Raw genomic sequence first — 17,644 nt, 5'->3', positions numbered from 1 at the left:
TAGTTTAGTTTACGTTTACGTCAACTGGACTATAGTTCTTTATACGAGCACTGCGTAATAGAAGAAGCACCTGAAACACAAAGAAAGGTTTCGCATAAAGGAAGCAAGAAGATGGAAAGAGAATGCATGGAATTTGATGTCGTGATTGTCGGCGCCGGACCTGCAGGTTTGAGTGCAGCATGCCGCTTAGCGCAACTCAATCAAGAGCGTGAAGGTGAGCCGCTTTCTATTTGTGTTGTTGAAAAAGGTTCAGAAGTTGGCGCCCACATTTTATCTGGCGCGGTATTTGAGACTCATGCGCTGGATGAACTCTTTCCAGACTGGCAGAGCATGGGCGCGCCTCTCTCGGCATTCGTAAAAAACGACGCCTTCTTATACCTTACGACAGAGCTCAACCACGTCCGCGTGCCTCACTTTCTGACACCAAACCCAATGCTTAACGATGAAAACAACTACGTCATCAGCTTAGCGAACTTGTGTCGTTGGTTAGCAGAAAAAGCAGAATCGCTTGGTGTCGAGGTCTATCCCGGTTTCGCCGCATCCACAATTAACTACGATGCATTTGGCGCTGTTACAGGGGTAAACACCAGCGACATGGGCTTGGACAAAAAAGGAGAAGCAAAACCCAACTTTGAAGCCGGTATTGAGCTAAAAGCCAAATACACCGTATTCGCCGAGGGGTGCCGAGGTCATCTTGGTAAAGAGCTCATTCAACGATTTGGTTTAGACGATGATAAACAACCGCAACATCATGCGCTCGGGCTTAAAGAGATTTGGGAGTTACCTGCCGATGCTAGAGACCAATCAGGCAGCGTGATTCATTCCGCAGGGTATCCTCTGAGTGAATCCAACACCACGGGGGGCGGTTTTCTCTATCACATGGAGAACAACCAAATCGCCGTCGGGCTTATTGTCGACCTAAATTACAGCAATCCTTACTTGAGTCCGTTTGACGAATTTCAACGCTTTAAGCACCACCCTGCTATCGAACAACATTTGAAAGGCGCTCAACGCATCGCTTACGGCGCAAGAGCCATTGCGAAAGGTGGACTATGTTCTCTGCCGAGACAGCAATTCCCCGGCGGTCTGTTGATCGGCTGTGATGCAGGTACCTTGAACGTCGCCAAGATCAAAGGTAGCCATACTGCGATGAAATCCGGTTTGTTAGCCGCAGAAGCCATTGCTGAAGCATTCACACAATCCAATTCGGAACCGGATTACCAAACCAAGTTTGAAGATTCATGGTTGTATGAAGAGCTTAGTGACACACGCAACTTTGGTGCGAACATTCACAAATTCGGCAGCGTACTCGGCGGCGCACTTTCCACCTTCGAACACAATCTGTGGCAGCCTCTGGTTAAGAAACCAATACCTTGGACGGTCACAGATCCTTCGCACGATCATGAACAGCTGAAACCAATTGATGAGTGCCAACCTATTCAATACTCGAAACCAGATGGTGTAATCAGCTTCGATAAACCCTCATCGGTATTTTTGTCTGGAACACAACACGAAGAAAATCAGCCTTGCCACTTGCAACTCGCCTATCCTCATATTCCGATTCAAGTCCATTTGAAGAAGTTTGATGAGCCAAGCCAGCGCTACTGCCCTGCTGGCGTGTATGAAGTGGTAGAAGTCGAAGGCGAGCGAACATTCCAAATCAATGCCGCAAACTGTGTGCATTGCAAAACCTGTGACATCAAAGATCCTTCGCAAAACATCACATGGAAAGCGCCAGAAGGTGGCGGCGGACCGAGCTATCAAAACATGTAGATACGTTAGTATGTTGATAGTCTAATGAATGGATAAATAAACCGATTGGCAGCGCATCATCACTCCTGCCAATCGGCAAAATGTTCAAGTAGAAAATCGATAGCCAATCGCGCTCGTAGAGGCAAAAAGTGACGATTCTGATACACAATCCAGCTGCTGTTACCGCTTCCCCAATAGGGCTCTAGGATTGGCACCAAACGACCAGACGAAATAGCATCGTTGAAACTGCTTTTCGGTAAGTACGCCACACCTAATCCTTCTGCACAGGCTTGCAAGACCGTGTGTGCGTTATTGCTCTTCCACCTGCCCTGCACTTTTACCCCATCTAAAGGCTTGCCGTCTTTTTCAAACAACCAAACGTCCTTATTGGCAATAATGCAGCTATGACGCTTGAGTTGCTCGGGGTGCGTTGGCAAACCATGTTCAGCAAGATAACGCTGACTGGCTGCCGCAGCCATGGGACGATCCACCAGCTTTCTCGCAACCAAGCCTGAATCACTCAACCTGCCATAACGAATGGCAAAATCGAAACCATCTTCAATAAAGTTGACCATGCTGGTGTTGAAGTTAATTTCAACCGTGAGGTTAGGATGTTGCTTGGCAAACGCCATCAAGGCAGGCGCTACATGGTTCTCAGAAAACGCACCAGCGGCACTCACGCGTAACGTACCGCTCAATTGAGTTTGCTGCGTGGTGAGCTGTTCATTGGCTTGCTGAAGCCCAATCACCAGCTCTTTACACTGTTGATAATACGCTTGCCCTGCTTCCGTTAGACTCACCATTCTTGTCGAACGTGCTAACAAGGCGACACCTAATCGCTCTTCTAATCTTGTGACTTGGCGACTGACATGACTGGTACTGCAACCTAGCTGTTTTGCCGCTGCAGAAAACCCTAAGCTCTCAGCCACCGTAACAAACTCATTGATGCCTTCAAAACTGTCCATACTTACCTTTGCTATATAGCAATAATGTTTTGCCAATTAATCGTATTATCACTTATTTGTTTAGCAATTAGTATGAAGGTGTTCAACAAATATACGTAAGCCAAAAAGGAAACCATCATGAAGAAAGTACTCATCATTGTGACGAACCATGCGACCCTTGGTGAAACTGACCAAGCAAACGGAACTTACTCACCAGAGCTCACTCATGCCCTTAGCGAACTACTGGGTGCAGGCTTCGATTACGACATTGCCTCTATCAAAGGCGGGCAAGCACCACTGTACGGAACCGACATCGAAGGTGACGCAGTAAACGAGAAAATCTTGGCGGATGATGATTTCCAGAACCGCATCAACAACACGATTCCAGTGTCACAAATCAACGGTGACAACTACGATGCGATCTTCTATCCGGGTGGCTTTGGTCTTCTTTCAGACCTAGCGAGCAACGAAGATTTTGCCAAGATTTCTGCAAAACACTATGAAGATGGCGGTATTGTGGCAGCAGTTTGTCATGGTCCGGGCGCTCTTCTTCCGATCACGCTTAGCAATGGCGAAAAGCTGCTTGCGTCTAAATCAGTAACAGGTTTCACTCGCGAAGAAGAGATCGACTTCGGCACCATCAACGACATCCCATTCCTATTGGAAGAGTCTCTTGCTCGTGGCGCAGCGCGTTATTCCAAAGTGCAACCATGGCAAGAGCTTGTGATTGTGGACGACCGAGTAATCACAGGTCAAAACCCAACGAGCGCACACGGCGTAGGTAAAGCAATCGTGGATCTATTGAGCTAGTCCCTAGACACTCTACCCACGAAGAACAAAGGAAAGCCGCATTCATGTCGCTTTCCTTTTTGTTTGTGTAGATAAATTTTCCTTCGAAACGAACAAATCCACCAACGCATTTCAATTCCGGATATAATGCCGCCCTTGTACCAGCTGATGAATCATGACAATGCGAAAATACTACGTAACTGAAGGCGACACGACGTCTAAGAAAGAGAAAATTGCCTACCCAAAACTGGCGCTATGTGACCAATGTGTGGGTAGTTATGTTGTGATCAGTGAAGGCGAACGCACGTACGAAGAGTGCGCTAAATGCGGTGCGGACGATTAACGCTAATGCGATAATTTAATGATACGAGGCAGGTTTGAATCTCTGCCTCATCTTACTCTTCCAGAGCTGACTCTTCGCGCAATAAAATACAGCCTTTATAATCCATCAGCCCTTGTGTGACGTGCACTTCACCTTGCTTTGAAACAACCACTGCCTCGATACCCTGTTGCTGATTTAAGTAAGACATTGATTCTTCTACGCTTGATAAAAAGCCGGCGGTACTCCAAATTTCACCATCGACAGACAGGTGAGAGATAATCGTCAAACTGGCTATATCTGTCGAAATCGGCTTACCTGTACTTGCATCCAACAAGTGATGATAACGCTGTCCGTTTAACTCAAAAAATCGCTCATTGATACCCGATGTCACCATCGACATGCCTTGTAAAGGTACGACGCGAACGACGTCACCACGCTCTGATAATGGGTTCTGAATGCCCACATTCCATGCTTTGTTCTGATGAATCCCCTAATGATTTTTATCAAAATCATTAAGTTAAGGTAGATACACATCTTGTCATATGATCAAATGGTTTCGCCAAAAATCAATAATCAGACAACAAAATGTGCGAACTCGATATTTTACACGACTCTCTTTACCAATTCTGCCCCGAATTACACTTAAAACGACTCAACAGCTTAACGTTGGCTTGCCACGCCTTACTTGACTGTAAAACTCTCACTCTTACCGAACTTGGCCGTAACCTGCCAACCAAAGCGAGAACAAAACATAACATCAAACGAATCGACCGATTGTTAGGTAATCGTCACCTCCACAAAGAGCGACTCGCTGTATACCGTTGGCATGCTAGCTTTATCTGTTCGGGCAATACGATGCCCATTGTACTTGTTGACTGGTCTGATATCCGTGAGCAAAAACGGCTTATGGTATTGCGAGCTTCAGTCGCACTACACGGTCGTTCTGTTACTCTTTATGAGAAAGCGTTCCCGCTTTCAGAGCAATGTTCAAAGAAAGCTCATGACCAATTTCTAGCCGACCTTGCGAGCATTCTACCGAGTAACACCACACCGCTCATTGTCAGTGATGCTGGCTTTAAAGTGCCATGGTATAAATCCGTTGAGAAGCTGGGTTGGTACTGGTTAAGTCGAGTAAGAGGAAAAGTACAATATGCAGACCTAGGAGCGGAAAACTGGAAACCTATCAGCAACTTACATGATATGTCATCTAGTCACTCAAAGACTTTAGGCTATAAGAGGCTGACTAAAAGCAATCCAATCTCATGCCAAATTCTATTGTATAAATCTCGCTCTAAAGGCCGAAAAAATCAGCGCTCGACACGGACTCATTGTCACCACCCGTCACCTAAAATCTACTCAGCGTCGGCAAAGGAGCCATGGATTCTAGCAACTAACTTACCTGTTGAAATTCGAACACCCAAACAACTTGTTAATATCTATTCGAAGCGAATGCAGATTGAAGAAACCTTCCGAGACTTGAAAAGTCCTGCCTACGGACTAGGCCTACGCCATAGCCGAACGAGCAGCTCAGAGCGTTTTGATATCATGCTGCTAATCGCCCTGATGCTTCAACTAACATGTTGGCTTGCGGGCGTTCATGCTCAGAAACAAGGTTGGGACAAGCACTTCCAGGCTAACACAGTCAGAAATCGAAACGTACTCTCAACAGTTCGCTTAGGCATGGAAGTTTTGCGGCATTCTGGCTACACAATAACAAGGGAAGACTCACTCGTGGCTGCAACCCTGCTTACTCAAAATCTATTCACACATGGTTACGTTTTGGGGAAATTATGAGGGGATCTCTCAGTGCTTTGTTGCTGTTATCTGGCGAATGACCGATGGTCAGTACGTTCCCACCCAAACTGATAAAACCGCTTTGTACACCTGCTTCAACCAGTTTGTTCTTTACCTGATCAGCGAAGTAACCTTTAGCAATCGCGCCCAAGTCTATCTCCATCCCCTTTTGAGCTAAGAACACCGAGTGGTCATCTTCGTTCAAAATGATCTTGGTAGGATCGACCAAGGATAACTTGTCGGTAATCACATCATGAGACGGCACTTTGGCATCCTTAAAACCAATTCGCCACGCTTTTACAAGCGGACCAACTGCAACGTTAAACGGGTTTCTTGTGTCTTCACTGTATTGTTTAGCAAGCTTAATCAGGTCAAATAGGTCATCTGTTACCACCACAGGCGCAATGCCCGCATTTTGGTTGACGCACATCAGCTCAGAGTCGGATTGATTGACCGTAAATCGCTCTGCATAATCGGCAAGTTGCGCGTAGGCTTCTCTTATCAGTTGCTCACCGTTCGAGTGATACACCACCACATCGATAAAGGTGCCCATCATCTGAAATCTAGCGCTGTATTTATTTGTGCTCATCGATTTCTCCAAACACTAAATACGGAAAAAGAGGGAAGCACCACTCCCCTCTTATTGATTACTTATCTTGCTCTGTTTCGCTCTTGAATGAGTGCTTAAACAAGATCAGATGCACTCTCACCAGCGATACGACCATAAGTGAAGATATCGATCAGCGCGTTACCACCGAGGCGGTTGCCCGCGTGGATACCACCCGTAACCTCGCCTGCTGCGTACAGACCTTGAATAACTTCGCCATCTTTACCAATCACTCGCGCCTTAGTATCAATCTTCAAGCCGCCCATTGTATGATGAACCGAGGGCTGACGTGGCGTTGCGTAGAACGGTGCTTTTTCCACTTTCAAACCGAACGCACTCTTATGGAATTCAGGATCCTGCCCCGCATCCACACAAGCGTTGTATTGTGCGATGGTGTTAGTTAGCTCTTGCGTCGGAACTCCAATTTTCTCTGCCAACTCTTCTAGCGTGTCAGCTTGAATAATGATGCCTTCTTTGATTTCGCGCTCGATGGTTTCATCTGACGTATTCGCTGCGGTTTGACGAATGTTCTCGTCCGCAATCATGTAGATCAGACCACCGTTGTCGAAGAACGCCTCAGAAAGTACGTCACGGCTACCACACTCATCAACAAAGCGCTTACCTTGCTTGTTCACGAATACAAAGTTCTCTGGTGGCACAATCAGACCAGTTAACAGCGCACCTGATTTAGGGTCACCAACTGGCATTAATTGCACAAAGCCCATGCCGACTAATTCTGCGCCCGCTTTCTCACCAATTTCGATGCCGTCACCAACCAATGCTGGTGAGTTTGTGGTCTTGATGTCGTCCGCGATTTCTTTCCAGTATGTGTTGTACTTTTTGATCATCTGAGTGTTTGCGCCGAAACCACCAGAAGCCAACACCACACCATGATTCACATGTAGGATAAGCTCAGTACCGTCCGCTTGAACCGCTTTGATGCCAACTACTTTACCGTTATCAACCATCAAATCCGTTGCACGTGTATCTGTGATGATGCGACCGTTTTGTTCTTGAATGCGTTTTGATAGTTTGTCGACAAACTCTACGCCTTTTGGACGCTTAGGTTTGTGTGCACGACGCCACAAGGCACCAACAGGAATCTCAACAACGCTACGGTCAAAATCAATGCCCTTTTCACTCAACCAATCAATGGATTCCATAGAGCGAGATGTTAGGGTTTCAACCAAATCGTATTGACCGTAAATCGATTCACCGTTCAGGTCAGTACGTTTGCCGCCAAGGTAGGTTTGAATGCGGTGTAATTCGACAGAATCAAACAAGTACTGCTTGCCGTTCTCAAGGTCCGTGAAGTAACCGTCCAGTTGCGCTTTAAGTACTTTGAAATCTTCAAGGTACTCACCCGCAAACTCGGATTCCGCTGTTTTCGCTAGCAGCATCAAGGTTTCTTTTTCGCCAGGAAGTGCTGGGAAATCACCTTGCCATTTTGGTTCTGCCGCGTTCACCCAACCGCCAGTACGCACCGTGTTACCACCGATTGCAGGGAACTTCTCAAGCAAAATAACCGACTTACCTTTATCTAGTGCCGTCAACGTTGCACTCAAGCCGGCACCGCCGCCACCAACAACCACAATATCCACGGTTTCTTCGATGGTTTTCGATGACCATGCCACCGCTTCTTTGGCTTTGCAGCGCAGTGCTTCTGAGTTACCGCCCGCCAGATCAACCGCGTTCGATACGCCGTCCAGTACTGCTTGGCTGCTGACTGTTGCGCCTGAAATCACGTCGATGTTCAGTGTTTGTCCATCAAGAATTTGTTGAGGAATACGTTCAAACGCTGGGTTTGCGATGCCGTCCGATTCTTTTGAAGAGTCCACCACAATGTCGAGGATTTTATCTTCAGAGAACGTTACGGTAACAGGCAAGTCACCATTGTGACCGCGACCATACGCCGTGTATTCACCTGAGTTAAATTTGATTGGAACGTTCTGCAGCTCTTTGATGCGTTGGTGCTTCAAGGCTTCTGCTGCGCTGTCCACAATCATGTAATCCATGATTTCCCAAAGTGGCGTTGGAATTTGCAGCGCTTCTTGTTGCGCGATGTCCGCGAATTCGGCGCAAGTTTCATCGTTAAGCGCTTTGTTTGCCCAAGTTGGTTCAACCAAATAACCTTTACCGACACTGACCATGTCGTAACCTTGCTCTAGTGCGTTTTCTGCATCTTTGCGTTGAGCAATACCACCAACTCCAATCACTGGTACTTTCGCAACACTTTCAGATTGAAGCTTACGGTATTTGTCGATTAGCGGCTCTTGGTCTTCTGGCGTAACGATTGAGTTACGTAACCAGCTACCCATTGAGAAATGGAAGTAATCCAAGCCGTGAGTCGCAAGCTTATCTAGCAGGAACATGGTGTCATCAAAGCGGATGCCCGGTTGTTCAATCTCTTCAGGAGAGAAGCGGTAACCGATGATGAAATCAGATTTGTTATGTTGCTCAGCCACTTGCTTGGTTTTTGCAAGTACAGCCAGTGGGAAGGAAGTACGTCTTTCAATGTTGCCACCCCATTTGTCGTTACGACGGTTTGAGTGTGGCGAGAAGAACTGCTGAATCAGGTATGTGTTTGCACCGTGGATTTCAACGCCATCGAAGCCAGCAAGGATTGCACGATTTACTGCATCACCAAAGCGCTCGATCATCTCTTCGATTTGCTCTTTGGTCATTTCAAGTGGTGTTTCAGCATTGTCACGTAGGGCAGCGACAGGACTTGCAGAAATCGGTTGGTGTCCGCCATTGAACTCAGGGTTTGCCATACGACCCGCATGGTAGATCTGCAGAATCGCTTTAGAGCCTTTTGCTTTAATCGCATCGGCAAGTTTAGTTAAACCTGCGATTTTGCTGTCGGTATCAATACCAAGCGCACCAGGGAAAGCACGACCGTAATTCTCTACAAACGCACTCTCGACAATGATAGCCCCTGCATCACCAGAACGTGCCGCGTAGTAGTTGATCATCTCTTGCGTGACGCCGCCATCAAAGAATGCAGACTGAATCGTCATCGGTGCCATCACGATACGATTATGCAGTTTGACCCCTGATTGAAATACAATTTCATCGACTAACTGAGCCATAAATAGTTTCCTTTAACAGATTAATTCTCATATCAAAGGCACCTCCAGTTCGGCCAGCGCACCACAAGTGTTTTTGATATGAAAACCAATGTCCTTATTCGATAACCACAAAAATATTATTGATTTGACCGTATGAGTAAAATGAATACTTTGCATTTTAGCTATGATTGAAGCGCATTAATTACAGGCTAAGTGGTTTGATTTGAATGGCAAAAACGGCAGGAGATGAAGTGCGACGTCTTAATGTTTAATTAAACGTTAAGCCTTTTCTAATCGAGAATTTAATAGGTAATGGAAGCTTCGGGCTTGCGAAGAAATAGTTTGAAAATAGAAGTGCCTGTCATCAAATTCGATAGACAAAGAAAAGTACAGAGACTCATAAAAACACCTACTTCTAACAAAATAAAAAATGATTTTTAACGCCGTTTAACGCTCCAAATCCTTTGTCCACCGCAGTTTCATTGTGATTGCTCTACTTTTCTTCCTCTTGCTATTCATAAGAAAAGCGTATCTAAAGCCGAAAAAACAATCAGGTGTACTATGCTTACTTGGCAATTCACTGATCAGCTTTACGGTTAATTCGCATTCTCTTACTCCAAAAGAAATGAACTCTATTTATTGTCCAGGAGGACTCGATGAACAGGATATTGAGACAGTTTCTTGTATTGATGAGCGCGGTCGCGCCTGTCAGTTTGCTAGCAGCAGATAAACCCAACATTTTGGTATTTTGGGGCGACGATGTGGGTGTTTACAACATTAGCGCTTACCACAACGGCATGATGGGCGGTCGTACACCAAACATTGATACCATCGCAAAGGAAGGTGCCATTTTCACTGATGCCTACGCGCAACAAAGCTGTACTGCGGGTCGTGCATCCTTCATTCTTGGTCAGCACCCATTCCGAACCGGTCTTCTTACCATTGGCATGCCAGGCGCAAAGGAAGGGATTCAAGCTAAAGATCCAACCATCGCCGAACTGCTGAAGAACCACGGTTATGTCGCGGGTCAGTTTGGTAAAAACCACTTGGGTGACCAAGACGAACACTTACCGACTAACCACGGTTTTGATGAGTTCTTTGGTAACCTCTACCACTTGAATGCAGAAGAAGAGCCTGAATCAGAGTTCTACCCTAAAGATCCTGAATTCCGAAAAAAGTTCGGCCCTCGTGGCGTTCTTAAATCCACAGCAGATGGCAAGATCGAAGATACAGGTCCACTGACTCGTAAACGCATGGAAAACGTAGACCGTGAGTTTATGGAAGCGAGCCTTGCCTTCATGGAAAAAGCGGTAAAAGAAGACAAACCTTTCTTCATCTGGCACAACTCAACTCGTATGCACGTTTGGACTCACCTAAGCGACGAATACAAAGGCAAATCCGGTTATGGCCTATATGCAGATGGCATGATGGATTTAGATGATCAAGTTGGCGTGATGCTGAAAAAGCTCGACGAACTTGGCGTCGCTGACAACACTATCGTAATTTTCAGTACCGACAATGGTGCGGAGAAATTCACTTGGCCAGATGGTGGTACAACACCATTTAAAGGCGAGAAAGGTACAACTTGGGAAGGTGGTTTCCGCGTTCCTATGATGGTTCGCTGGCCGGGTCAAATCAAGCCAGGTACGGTGATCAACGATATCTTCTCTCAAGAAGACTGGATGCCAACACTGCTTGCTGCCGTTGGTGAGCCAGATATCAAAGAGAAACTGCTAAAAGGCCATAAGGCAAACAACAAGACCTTTAAAGCGCACCTTGATGGTTACAACCAGTTGGATCTACTTACTGGTAAAGCCGAAACGGGCGCACGTAACGAGATCTTCTACTTCGATGCCGGTGGTCACTTAAATGCACTGCGTTACAAAGATTGGAAAATCCACTTTACGATTATGGAAGGTGCGATTAACGAAGCTTACCGTAAAACGCCTAGCTGGCCGTTGATTGTTAACCTGCGTATGGACCCATTTGAAGTAGGCCCAGACTCTGCACTTTATGTTCGCCATTTCTACGCAGATCAAATGTGGATGTTTGTGCCAGCTCAAGCGATCGTTCGCAAATTCCTCGAAACCTTTAAAGAGTTCCCTGCGACAAAAGGCAGCTCTTTGAGTATCGAACAAGTGGTTGATGCTATGACGCAACCACAACGGAATTAGTCAAAACGAACTTAACTACATTTACTCCACTTAAAAAGCATTAAGCCTACGGAGTACGGATATTATCGCTGGTATCTGTACTCCGTATTTTTACGTCTCAATCAAGTCTCTATGACTCATATCTAAAGGTCACATAACTGACTTTCATCACGGTCAGGTAGTTTTACAAATAACAGATATTGCCTGTCACCCATTGCACAATTCGCCGCTACTTTAATTGCTTTCGAAATACCCCCTCCCACCGACGTTATCTTCATCACCATTCGAAAAATTCAGATGAAAAAGCTAATAGTTCCGGTAGTTTACCTACAGTTTTATTTTGAGAAATTGCGTAAACTACTGCAGATCTATTCATTGTTGCTCTATTCATTGTCGAAACAGCATTCACTAACGGCAAGGCAATTGAGCGCCTAAAACTAAAAAGAAAATACTTCGAAAAGGATTCATATATGAAGGCGTCAGTGGTAAACCGAATCTGGTTATCCAGTAAAATGGTGATGGCAACAAGTGGTATGGCGTTATCCGGTTTTGCTTATGGTTCCGCCCCAGAAACCATTGGTGACATTCAGTTTGTCGACCCAAACTTTGCTGATTGCTTTTCTGGCTACGAAGCTTCTTCACCAAACATTTTGACCGAACTCGACTGCTCCAACAATAACATTACCTCTGTGGAAGAAATTAAATTTTTCCCTGCGCTAGAAGACTTGATTCTCCTAAATAACAATATTAAAAGCGTTGATACTAAAAATAATCCAAAGCTCAAACGCCTGATCTTGGCGAACAACCAATTGAGAGATATCGATCTCTCTCATAACCCAGAGCTTGAAACTCTGACTATTTCAGAAAACAACCTGACACAGCTCAACATCAATAAGAACTCGAAGCTGAAAAGTCTCTACGCCTACAAAATGCCTATTGCAGAAATAGACGTTCGCCACCTATCACAGTTGCGTGACCTTGGATTCAGCGCCCATAAACTGACAGAACTTAACGTTAGCCAAAACTCCGAACTCAAGACCCTCTTTCTTGGAAATGGCAGCCTAACTACGATCGACTTAAGCCATAACCCAAAGCTTTCGCACGTATCTCTTCAATCAAACCAATTGCAAAAGATTGATTTGTCGAAAAACGCGAATCTTAAGCACCTTAACGTGCGCAATAATAAGCTCACCAGTTTGGACTTAAGCCAACAGACACAGTTGCAAGAAGTCAAAGCAGACTATAACCAGTTAGCCGAATTCCAGTTGGGTAAAAACCCAAATTTAGCATCACTCGAGCTAAACAATAATAAACTGACCAAACTGGACCTGACTCAACAACTGGCCTTGAAGAAGTTCACAGCATTCAACAACCCACTCTATGATATTACATTGCCTAAAGGTCATGAGTTTGATCTGTTTTCAGTCGAGGGTTCACCTTATGCCGCTGCTCTAACGACGACCTCTCAAGCAAGCGAAGAGAAAAACATCTCAAACCTACTATCTCCTCGTGTCAGCATTATTGAAGGGGGTGTAATAACGCAAGAGGGAAAAGAGTACACCGTGACTCCAACACAAATGGTGATGCCAAAACTCGGCCAATACATAGGCTTTCGATACTCGGTTACGTTGCCCAAGAATGCACAGGGTGAAGTAGAGCCTAGCCTTGCAAAAACCAACAAATTCCCAATTACCGTCCGGATGACACATCCGAAGATTGTCGATCCTAAAACGGGCAAAGGGTTCACCGAATCCACTTGGCCTGACACCATGTTTAAGCATGATCGTAACCTCGCGATGTGGTATTTCGGCGATAAAAGCGAGCTGGTGTCCGGCCGTTGGAAACTCGAGATACTTTATCGCGATAGCGTGGTAGCAAAAAAAGCCTTCCAGCTAGTCAATATGGATGATCCGAAAGAACTCACTTCAATCAAGGAAGCTCTGGTCATGCAAAACTTATTCAGCAAAGGTTCTAGCTATGTTTGTAAAGAAACCGCATTTCAGCGCTGTTTTGGGTTCGATAGTAGTACCAGTAAATGTGAACAAGCTCTTGAGCCTTATACCAAGAGCTGCCAGTCATTAATGGCGCGAGAAATCAAAAAACAAAAGGGCAAGTTTGACAGTAAAGACGCTCTGAAAAATGCTTTTCTCTTTTATACAGGGTGTTTAATGGGGAGCTACGCAGAAGAAAATCATTTCGAGCGAACAGAAGTACTTCAATGTATGAAAAGTAAATAAGGTATTTTTGAATAGAGCCTCCCATCACGTGAGGCTCTAGTGCCGTTAAACTTCTACCCCTGCTTCATCTTCCTCTACGATATCCGTTTCTTGGCTCGCCTCTTCCAACCATTTTGGAAACGCAATGCCACAGGTGCATACATGGCATCTGCAATCGACCATTCTCCAAATAACCAGTCGTTGGGATACAGCTTGGCTTGCTCAGCCCAAATGGCATCAATACGCGCAATATCCTTACACGCCCCCTCCGTTAAATCGACTTTTCTGCGCGCGCGGATATTCATTGGGAGTTCGTTTCTTAAATCAAAGAAACCCGAGTGCATTTCTGAAGCGATGGCGCGTGCTTTAGCCCGTTCTGCGGAGTTGCTTGGCCATGCTTTACCTTGCAGGTATTGCTCGTTTACGTATTCCAAAATCGCTAATGAATCCCACACGGTTGCATCGCCATCCACCAAGGTAGGTACTTTCGCCGTTGGTGTAATACCTTCCAAGGTCTTGTAAAAATCCTCCGTGAATAACGTCAGCTTAGTGACTTCCACATCCAATTTGAATTGAGAAAAGATCAGCCATGCGCGAAGTGACCAGCTTGAGTAGTTTTGATTAGCAATAAACAGTTTCATGACGCCTCCATGCGGTTCGTGTTTTGATTACCCATTCACAATATCTGATTGTATTTAAGGGGACTAACGGATAGTTTTGATGGAACACCTCAACAAAAACGATGGATGAGTTTTAGATATGGATATCGATGCGTTACGCAGCTTTCTGGCTTTTGTCGAAACGGGAAGTTTCACTCGTGCAGCCAAGCAGATCAATCGCACCCAATCAGCGTTCAGTGCACAAATGCGTAAGCTGGAAGACGAACTCAGCGTCAGTTTGTTTGAAAAAGAAGGTCGCAACCTAGTATTGAGTGAAGCAGGGCTGGCACTGCGCTCTCACGCCGAGCAATTGGTCAGCTTGCACAATCAAGCGCTGAAACAAGTGAAACGTTATGAGAATAAGCGCCCTCTTCGCTTGGGTTGCCCCGAGGATTACAACGATAATATCCTGCCTAAAGTCATCCGCGTATTACAGCAATCTGAGCCAACATGTTCTATTCAAGTCTTCAGTGAGCCGAGCATCACCTTGAGAGAAAAACTTGATGAAGGAAAGCTAGACGCCGCTATTGTGACAAGAGCACCGGACAGTGAGGAAGGTTACTGGCTAGCAAGCGACAAAGGCGTGTGGATTGCTCATCCTGATTTTGACATCGAGAACGCCCAACCTCTCCCTCTAGCCCTATTCCAAACCGACTGCAAATACCATGCGGCAGCGGTAGACGGATTAACCAAACGTGGTATCCCTTATCAACTCCTGGCGTGTTGCAATACGGCCTCGGCACAACGAGCGATTGTACGTTCAAGCATGGCTATCGGTGCGATGGGCAGTATTAGCGTTAGCGAGGATCTTAAGATCTTAGACGATATGCCATCGCTGCCTTCCGTGGATATCGTTTTGGTCACGGGCGTCGAGCCTCATCCGATACTGGATAAAGAATGCTTGGCGCAATTGGTTGAGTTAATGGCTTAACTGAATTCGCTAACCAATCACAAAGTTGAATTCGCCCGTTAATCGCCTGTCGATTCGTATGGTTTCAAACTGTAGATAATCACGGGCTTTGCCACCCCACCATTCATCACCAGTATTGCCTTTTAAGTACAGCTGGGTGGTCAGAAGCTCTTGGTTATCCCGCCACAACTTAACGTGAATGTGCGGCGGACGAGAAGCATAAGGCACAGGATACAAAGTCTGGAATAAGTAGCGACCATCCGATTGAGTTTCTGCCGCGCCAAAGCCTGCAAAGTGAGCATCAAACTTATCATTATTTGGCTGCTTAGGATGATCGTAAATCCCCTGCCCATCGCATTGCCAGATTTCTACTTTGATGCCTGAGACAGGGTTTCCCGATGTATCTACTACTCTGCCTTGCAACACGATAGGTTCACCGACCAAGCCTTCTGATTGCAGAATCAAGTTTTGACGAAGAGGAATATCCACTACCGGATAAAATGGCCCTTCTGTTTGTGCTGGCGTCGGCCGCATTGGTGTTTTCGCTTTTAAAGAGGGTGCGAACAACAATGTCCACAGCGCTAAAAAGTGCCTTCTTTCCATGGTTTCAGCCTTTTCCGTTTATTGTAGTAAGTGTGGCGAAACCTCTTCATTTTTCCAGCTTAAGATAGCGCCAGATAGTAGACACAAAAATGCCCCTGCATTGCAGAGGCACGGATTAAATCGCTAGAACTCAGAATAACGATTAGGCGCTAAATCGGCTGAGAGTATTCTTCTGGTTTTCTGCCATTTCTGCTAACTCTTCGGCTGCAACATTGGACTGGACTGATCCCGCTAAATTGAGGCTGACAATGTCATTCAATTGCCCCAAACTTTGTGCAATTTCTTGGGTTACATCCGCTTGTTCAGATGAGGCGGTATTGACCAGCGCATTAAGTGTGGAAATGTTCTCCACCGCCTCTGAAATTTGACCAAAGGCAGAACGTACTTCTTCCGTTATGGTGCGATTGTGATCTATCAGTTCAACGTTTTGTTCCATCAGTTGGCTGACTTCAACTGACTGGCTTTGAAGGTATTCAACCGCCTCATAGATTTCTGACGTCGACTCTTGAGTACGTACCGCTAAGCTACGAACTTCATCAGCAACTACGGCGAACCCTCGGCCTTGATCTCCTGCTCTTGCGGCTTCAATCGCAGCATTGAGTGCCAGTAAATTTGTCTGGCCGGAGATATTATCAATCACTTCAATCACGTTGCTGATGCTCTGCGAGTATTCATTAAGCTTCTCAACTTTTATTGAAGCTTCTTGAATTGCGAGAGACATATCTTCACCCACTGATTGCGAACGATTTACGTGCTCTTGCCCTAGAGTAATGTTCGAAATCGCAAGGCGAGAGGCTTCTTCTGCCATTTGAGCATTACTATTCACTTCTTGCGAGGTGTTTGATAGCTCGGTAACCGCAACGCTGATCTGATCAAACTGTGCCTTTTCTTGTTCCATGTTCTTTTTAGAGTGCTGCATCACTGAAGAAAGCTCAGAGGCAGACGCGGCAACACGCTCGCCGTTGTCATTCAGTTCACGAACAACGCTACCCACAGACTCGCTCACTTGATTAATTGAACTAGCCAAACTGCCAATCTCATTCTTCCCTTTCACATTGGTTCGAACACGAAAATCGCCATCAGCCATAAGGTTCAACTTGGTATCCACTTCTTTGATTGGCAGAGAGAGGTAACCAGAGGCAATAAACACCAGACCAAGTGATAGCACAACTGCGATTGCCATAAGAATCGCACCAATAATTTCATCGCGGTACACGTCCGATTCCACATCCGCAAACTCTTCATCAATGCTGAAGTTGACCTGCTCGATGAAGTCATTCAGCGAATCGATCAGCTCAAACGCTAAATCATCAGCTTGACTGAAATATTCGTCATAGGCTTCTTCAGACAAAGCGCCATTTTGAAAACGGTACGTGATCTGGCCCAGTTTTGAAACGTGATTGTAGTAGCGCTCAAAGTTGTCGAGGCGGTCTTGCGTTTCTCGGCTTTTGTCCTCGCTGTATTTATCTTTGATGCTTCTTGCCCAGTCGTTCAAACCTCGATTGAATTGCTCGTAAAACTCCTCTCGTTGCGCTGCTTTCGAGAACAACAAACGAATGTTGTACGCCGTGATCAGTTCATTCTTATAGACGGAGTTTATGGTAGAAAAAGATGAGTCTCTGGCTTCGACTAACCGCTCAGCGGCAACATCTAAACGATAGATACTTATCGAATAAATCAAGACGAAGAAAATAGACACCACGGCAGAGAGCGACACAAGTTGCGCTCGTATAGACAGATTATTAATTATTGTTTTCACAGGGTTTTCCCCAATTTAGTTCATTATGTTGTGTGTTGTCCTTTACAGAACACCGCAATCATATA

General features: G+C 45.7%; 11 protein-coding genes and 3 pseudogenes. 7 read left to right on the top strand and 7 right to left on the bottom strand.

Annotation, left to right across the window (positions count from 1 at the left end; genetic code table 11):
* The first annotated feature begins 111 nt into the window (after positions 1-111).
* Positions 112-1,773, top strand: a complete 1,662-nt coding sequence (locus tag KJB05_RS22285; RefSeq protein WP_208445774.1) for an electron transfer flavoprotein-ubiquinone oxidoreductase — start codon at positions 112-114, stop codon at positions 1,771-1,773.
* A 59-nt stretch (positions 1,774-1,832) separates the two neighbouring features.
* Here the strand turns inward: KJB05_RS22285 and KJB05_RS22280 are convergent, their stop codons facing one another.
* The gene (locus KJB05_RS22280) at positions 1,833-2,717 is read right to left on the bottom strand and encodes a LysR family transcriptional regulator (protein WP_208445775.1); all 885 of its coding nucleotides are present in this window, start codon (positions 2,715-2,717) and stop codon (positions 1,833-1,835) included.
* A gap of 117 nt (positions 2,718-2,834) precedes the next feature.
* Here KJB05_RS22280 and KJB05_RS22275 point away from each other — a divergent pair, with 117 nt between their 5' ends.
* Positions 2,835-3,506, top strand: a complete 672-nt coding sequence (locus KJB05_RS22275; protein ID WP_208445776.1) for a type 1 glutamine amidotransferase domain-containing protein — start codon at positions 2,835-2,837, stop codon at positions 3,504-3,506.
* Positions 3,507-3,660: 154 nt separating this feature from the next.
* Entirely contained in the window at positions 3,661-3,828 is a 168-nt protein-coding gene (locus KJB05_RS22270) for a hypothetical protein (RefSeq protein ID WP_153303268.1), read from the top strand.
* 52 nt (positions 3,829-3,880) lie between these two features.
* On the opposite strand, the pseudogene KJB05_RS22265 reads toward KJB05_RS22270, so the two are convergent.
* A pseudogene (locus KJB05_RS22265) lies at positions 3,881-4,285 on the bottom strand (FAD:protein FMN transferase); the annotation flags it as partial.
* A gap of 107 nt (positions 4,286-4,392) precedes the next feature.
* On the opposite strand from KJB05_RS22265, the gene KJB05_RS22260 reads away from it, so the two are divergent.
* Positions 4,393-5,601 (top strand): IS4-like element ISVsa5 family transposase, encoded by a 1,209-nt coding sequence (locus KJB05_RS22260; RefSeq protein ID WP_001352368.1) that lies wholly within the window; start codon positions 4,393-4,395, stop codon positions 5,599-5,601.
* Here KJB05_RS22260 and KJB05_RS22255 read toward each other — a convergent pair.
* Both KJB05_RS22255 and KJB05_RS22250 read right to left on the bottom strand, forming a co-directional pair.
* Positions 5,600-6,190, bottom strand: a pseudogene (locus tag KJB05_RS22255) (FAD:protein FMN transferase); the annotation flags it as partial. The gene KJB05_RS22260 and the pseudogene KJB05_RS22255 sit on opposite strands and share 2 nt — an antisense overlap.
* Positions 6,191-6,285: 95 nt before the next feature.
* Positions 6,286-9,300, bottom strand: a complete 3,015-nt coding sequence (locus KJB05_RS22250) for a flavocytochrome c (RefSeq protein WP_017190889.1) — start codon at positions 9,298-9,300, stop codon at positions 6,286-6,288.
* Positions 9,301-9,935: 635 nt separating this feature from the next.
* Between KJB05_RS22250 and KJB05_RS22245 the strand changes: the two genes are divergently transcribed.
* The gene (locus KJB05_RS22245) at positions 9,936-11,453 is read left to right on the top strand and encodes an arylsulfatase (protein ID WP_005443018.1); all 1,518 of its coding nucleotides are present in this window, start codon (positions 9,936-9,938) and stop codon (positions 11,451-11,453) included.
* A gap of 449 nt (positions 11,454-11,902) precedes the next feature.
* Positions 11,903-13,669, top strand: coding sequence for a DUF3859 domain-containing protein (locus tag KJB05_RS22240; protein WP_208444685.1), 1,767 nt, complete (start codon positions 11,903-11,905; stop codon positions 13,667-13,669).
* A 45-nt stretch (positions 13,670-13,714) separates the two neighbouring features.
* Here KJB05_RS22240 and KJB05_RS22235 read toward each other — a convergent pair.
* Positions 13,715-14,289: pseudogene (locus KJB05_RS22235) on the bottom strand (glutathione S-transferase family protein).
* A gap of 118 nt (positions 14,290-14,407) precedes the next feature.
* On the opposite strand from KJB05_RS22235, the gene KJB05_RS22230 reads away from it, so the two are divergent.
* Positions 14,408-15,238 carry a LysR family transcriptional regulator gene (locus tag KJB05_RS22230; protein ID WP_208444686.1) on the top strand — a complete coding sequence of 277 codons (831 nt, stop codon included), beginning with the start codon at positions 14,408-14,410 and terminating at the stop codon, positions 15,236-15,238.
* 9 nt (positions 15,239-15,247) lie between these two features.
* Here KJB05_RS22230 and KJB05_RS22225 read toward each other — a convergent pair whose 3' ends face one another.
* Both KJB05_RS22225 and KJB05_RS22220 read right to left on the bottom strand, forming a co-directional pair.
* Positions 15,248-15,820: a protocatechuate 3,4-dioxygenase gene (locus tag KJB05_RS22225; RefSeq protein ID WP_208444687.1), complete on the bottom strand. Its 573-nt coding sequence runs from the start codon at positions 15,818-15,820 to the stop codon at positions 15,248-15,250.
* Between the two features lie 142 nt (positions 15,821-15,962).
* The gene (locus tag KJB05_RS22220; RefSeq protein ID WP_208444688.1) at positions 15,963-17,579 is read right to left on the bottom strand and encodes a methyl-accepting chemotaxis protein; all 1,617 of its coding nucleotides are present in this window, start codon (positions 17,577-17,579) and stop codon (positions 15,963-15,965) included.
* Positions 17,580-17,644 lie beyond the last annotated feature (65 nt).

Source organism: Vibrio sp. B1ASS3, from assembly GCF_905175355.1.
Classification (GTDB): Bacteria; Pseudomonadota; Gammaproteobacteria; order Enterobacterales; family Vibrionaceae; genus Vibrio; species Vibrio owensii.
Note: the sequence above shows the minus strand (reverse complement) of the source record. Positions and strands in the feature narration are given on the sequence as shown.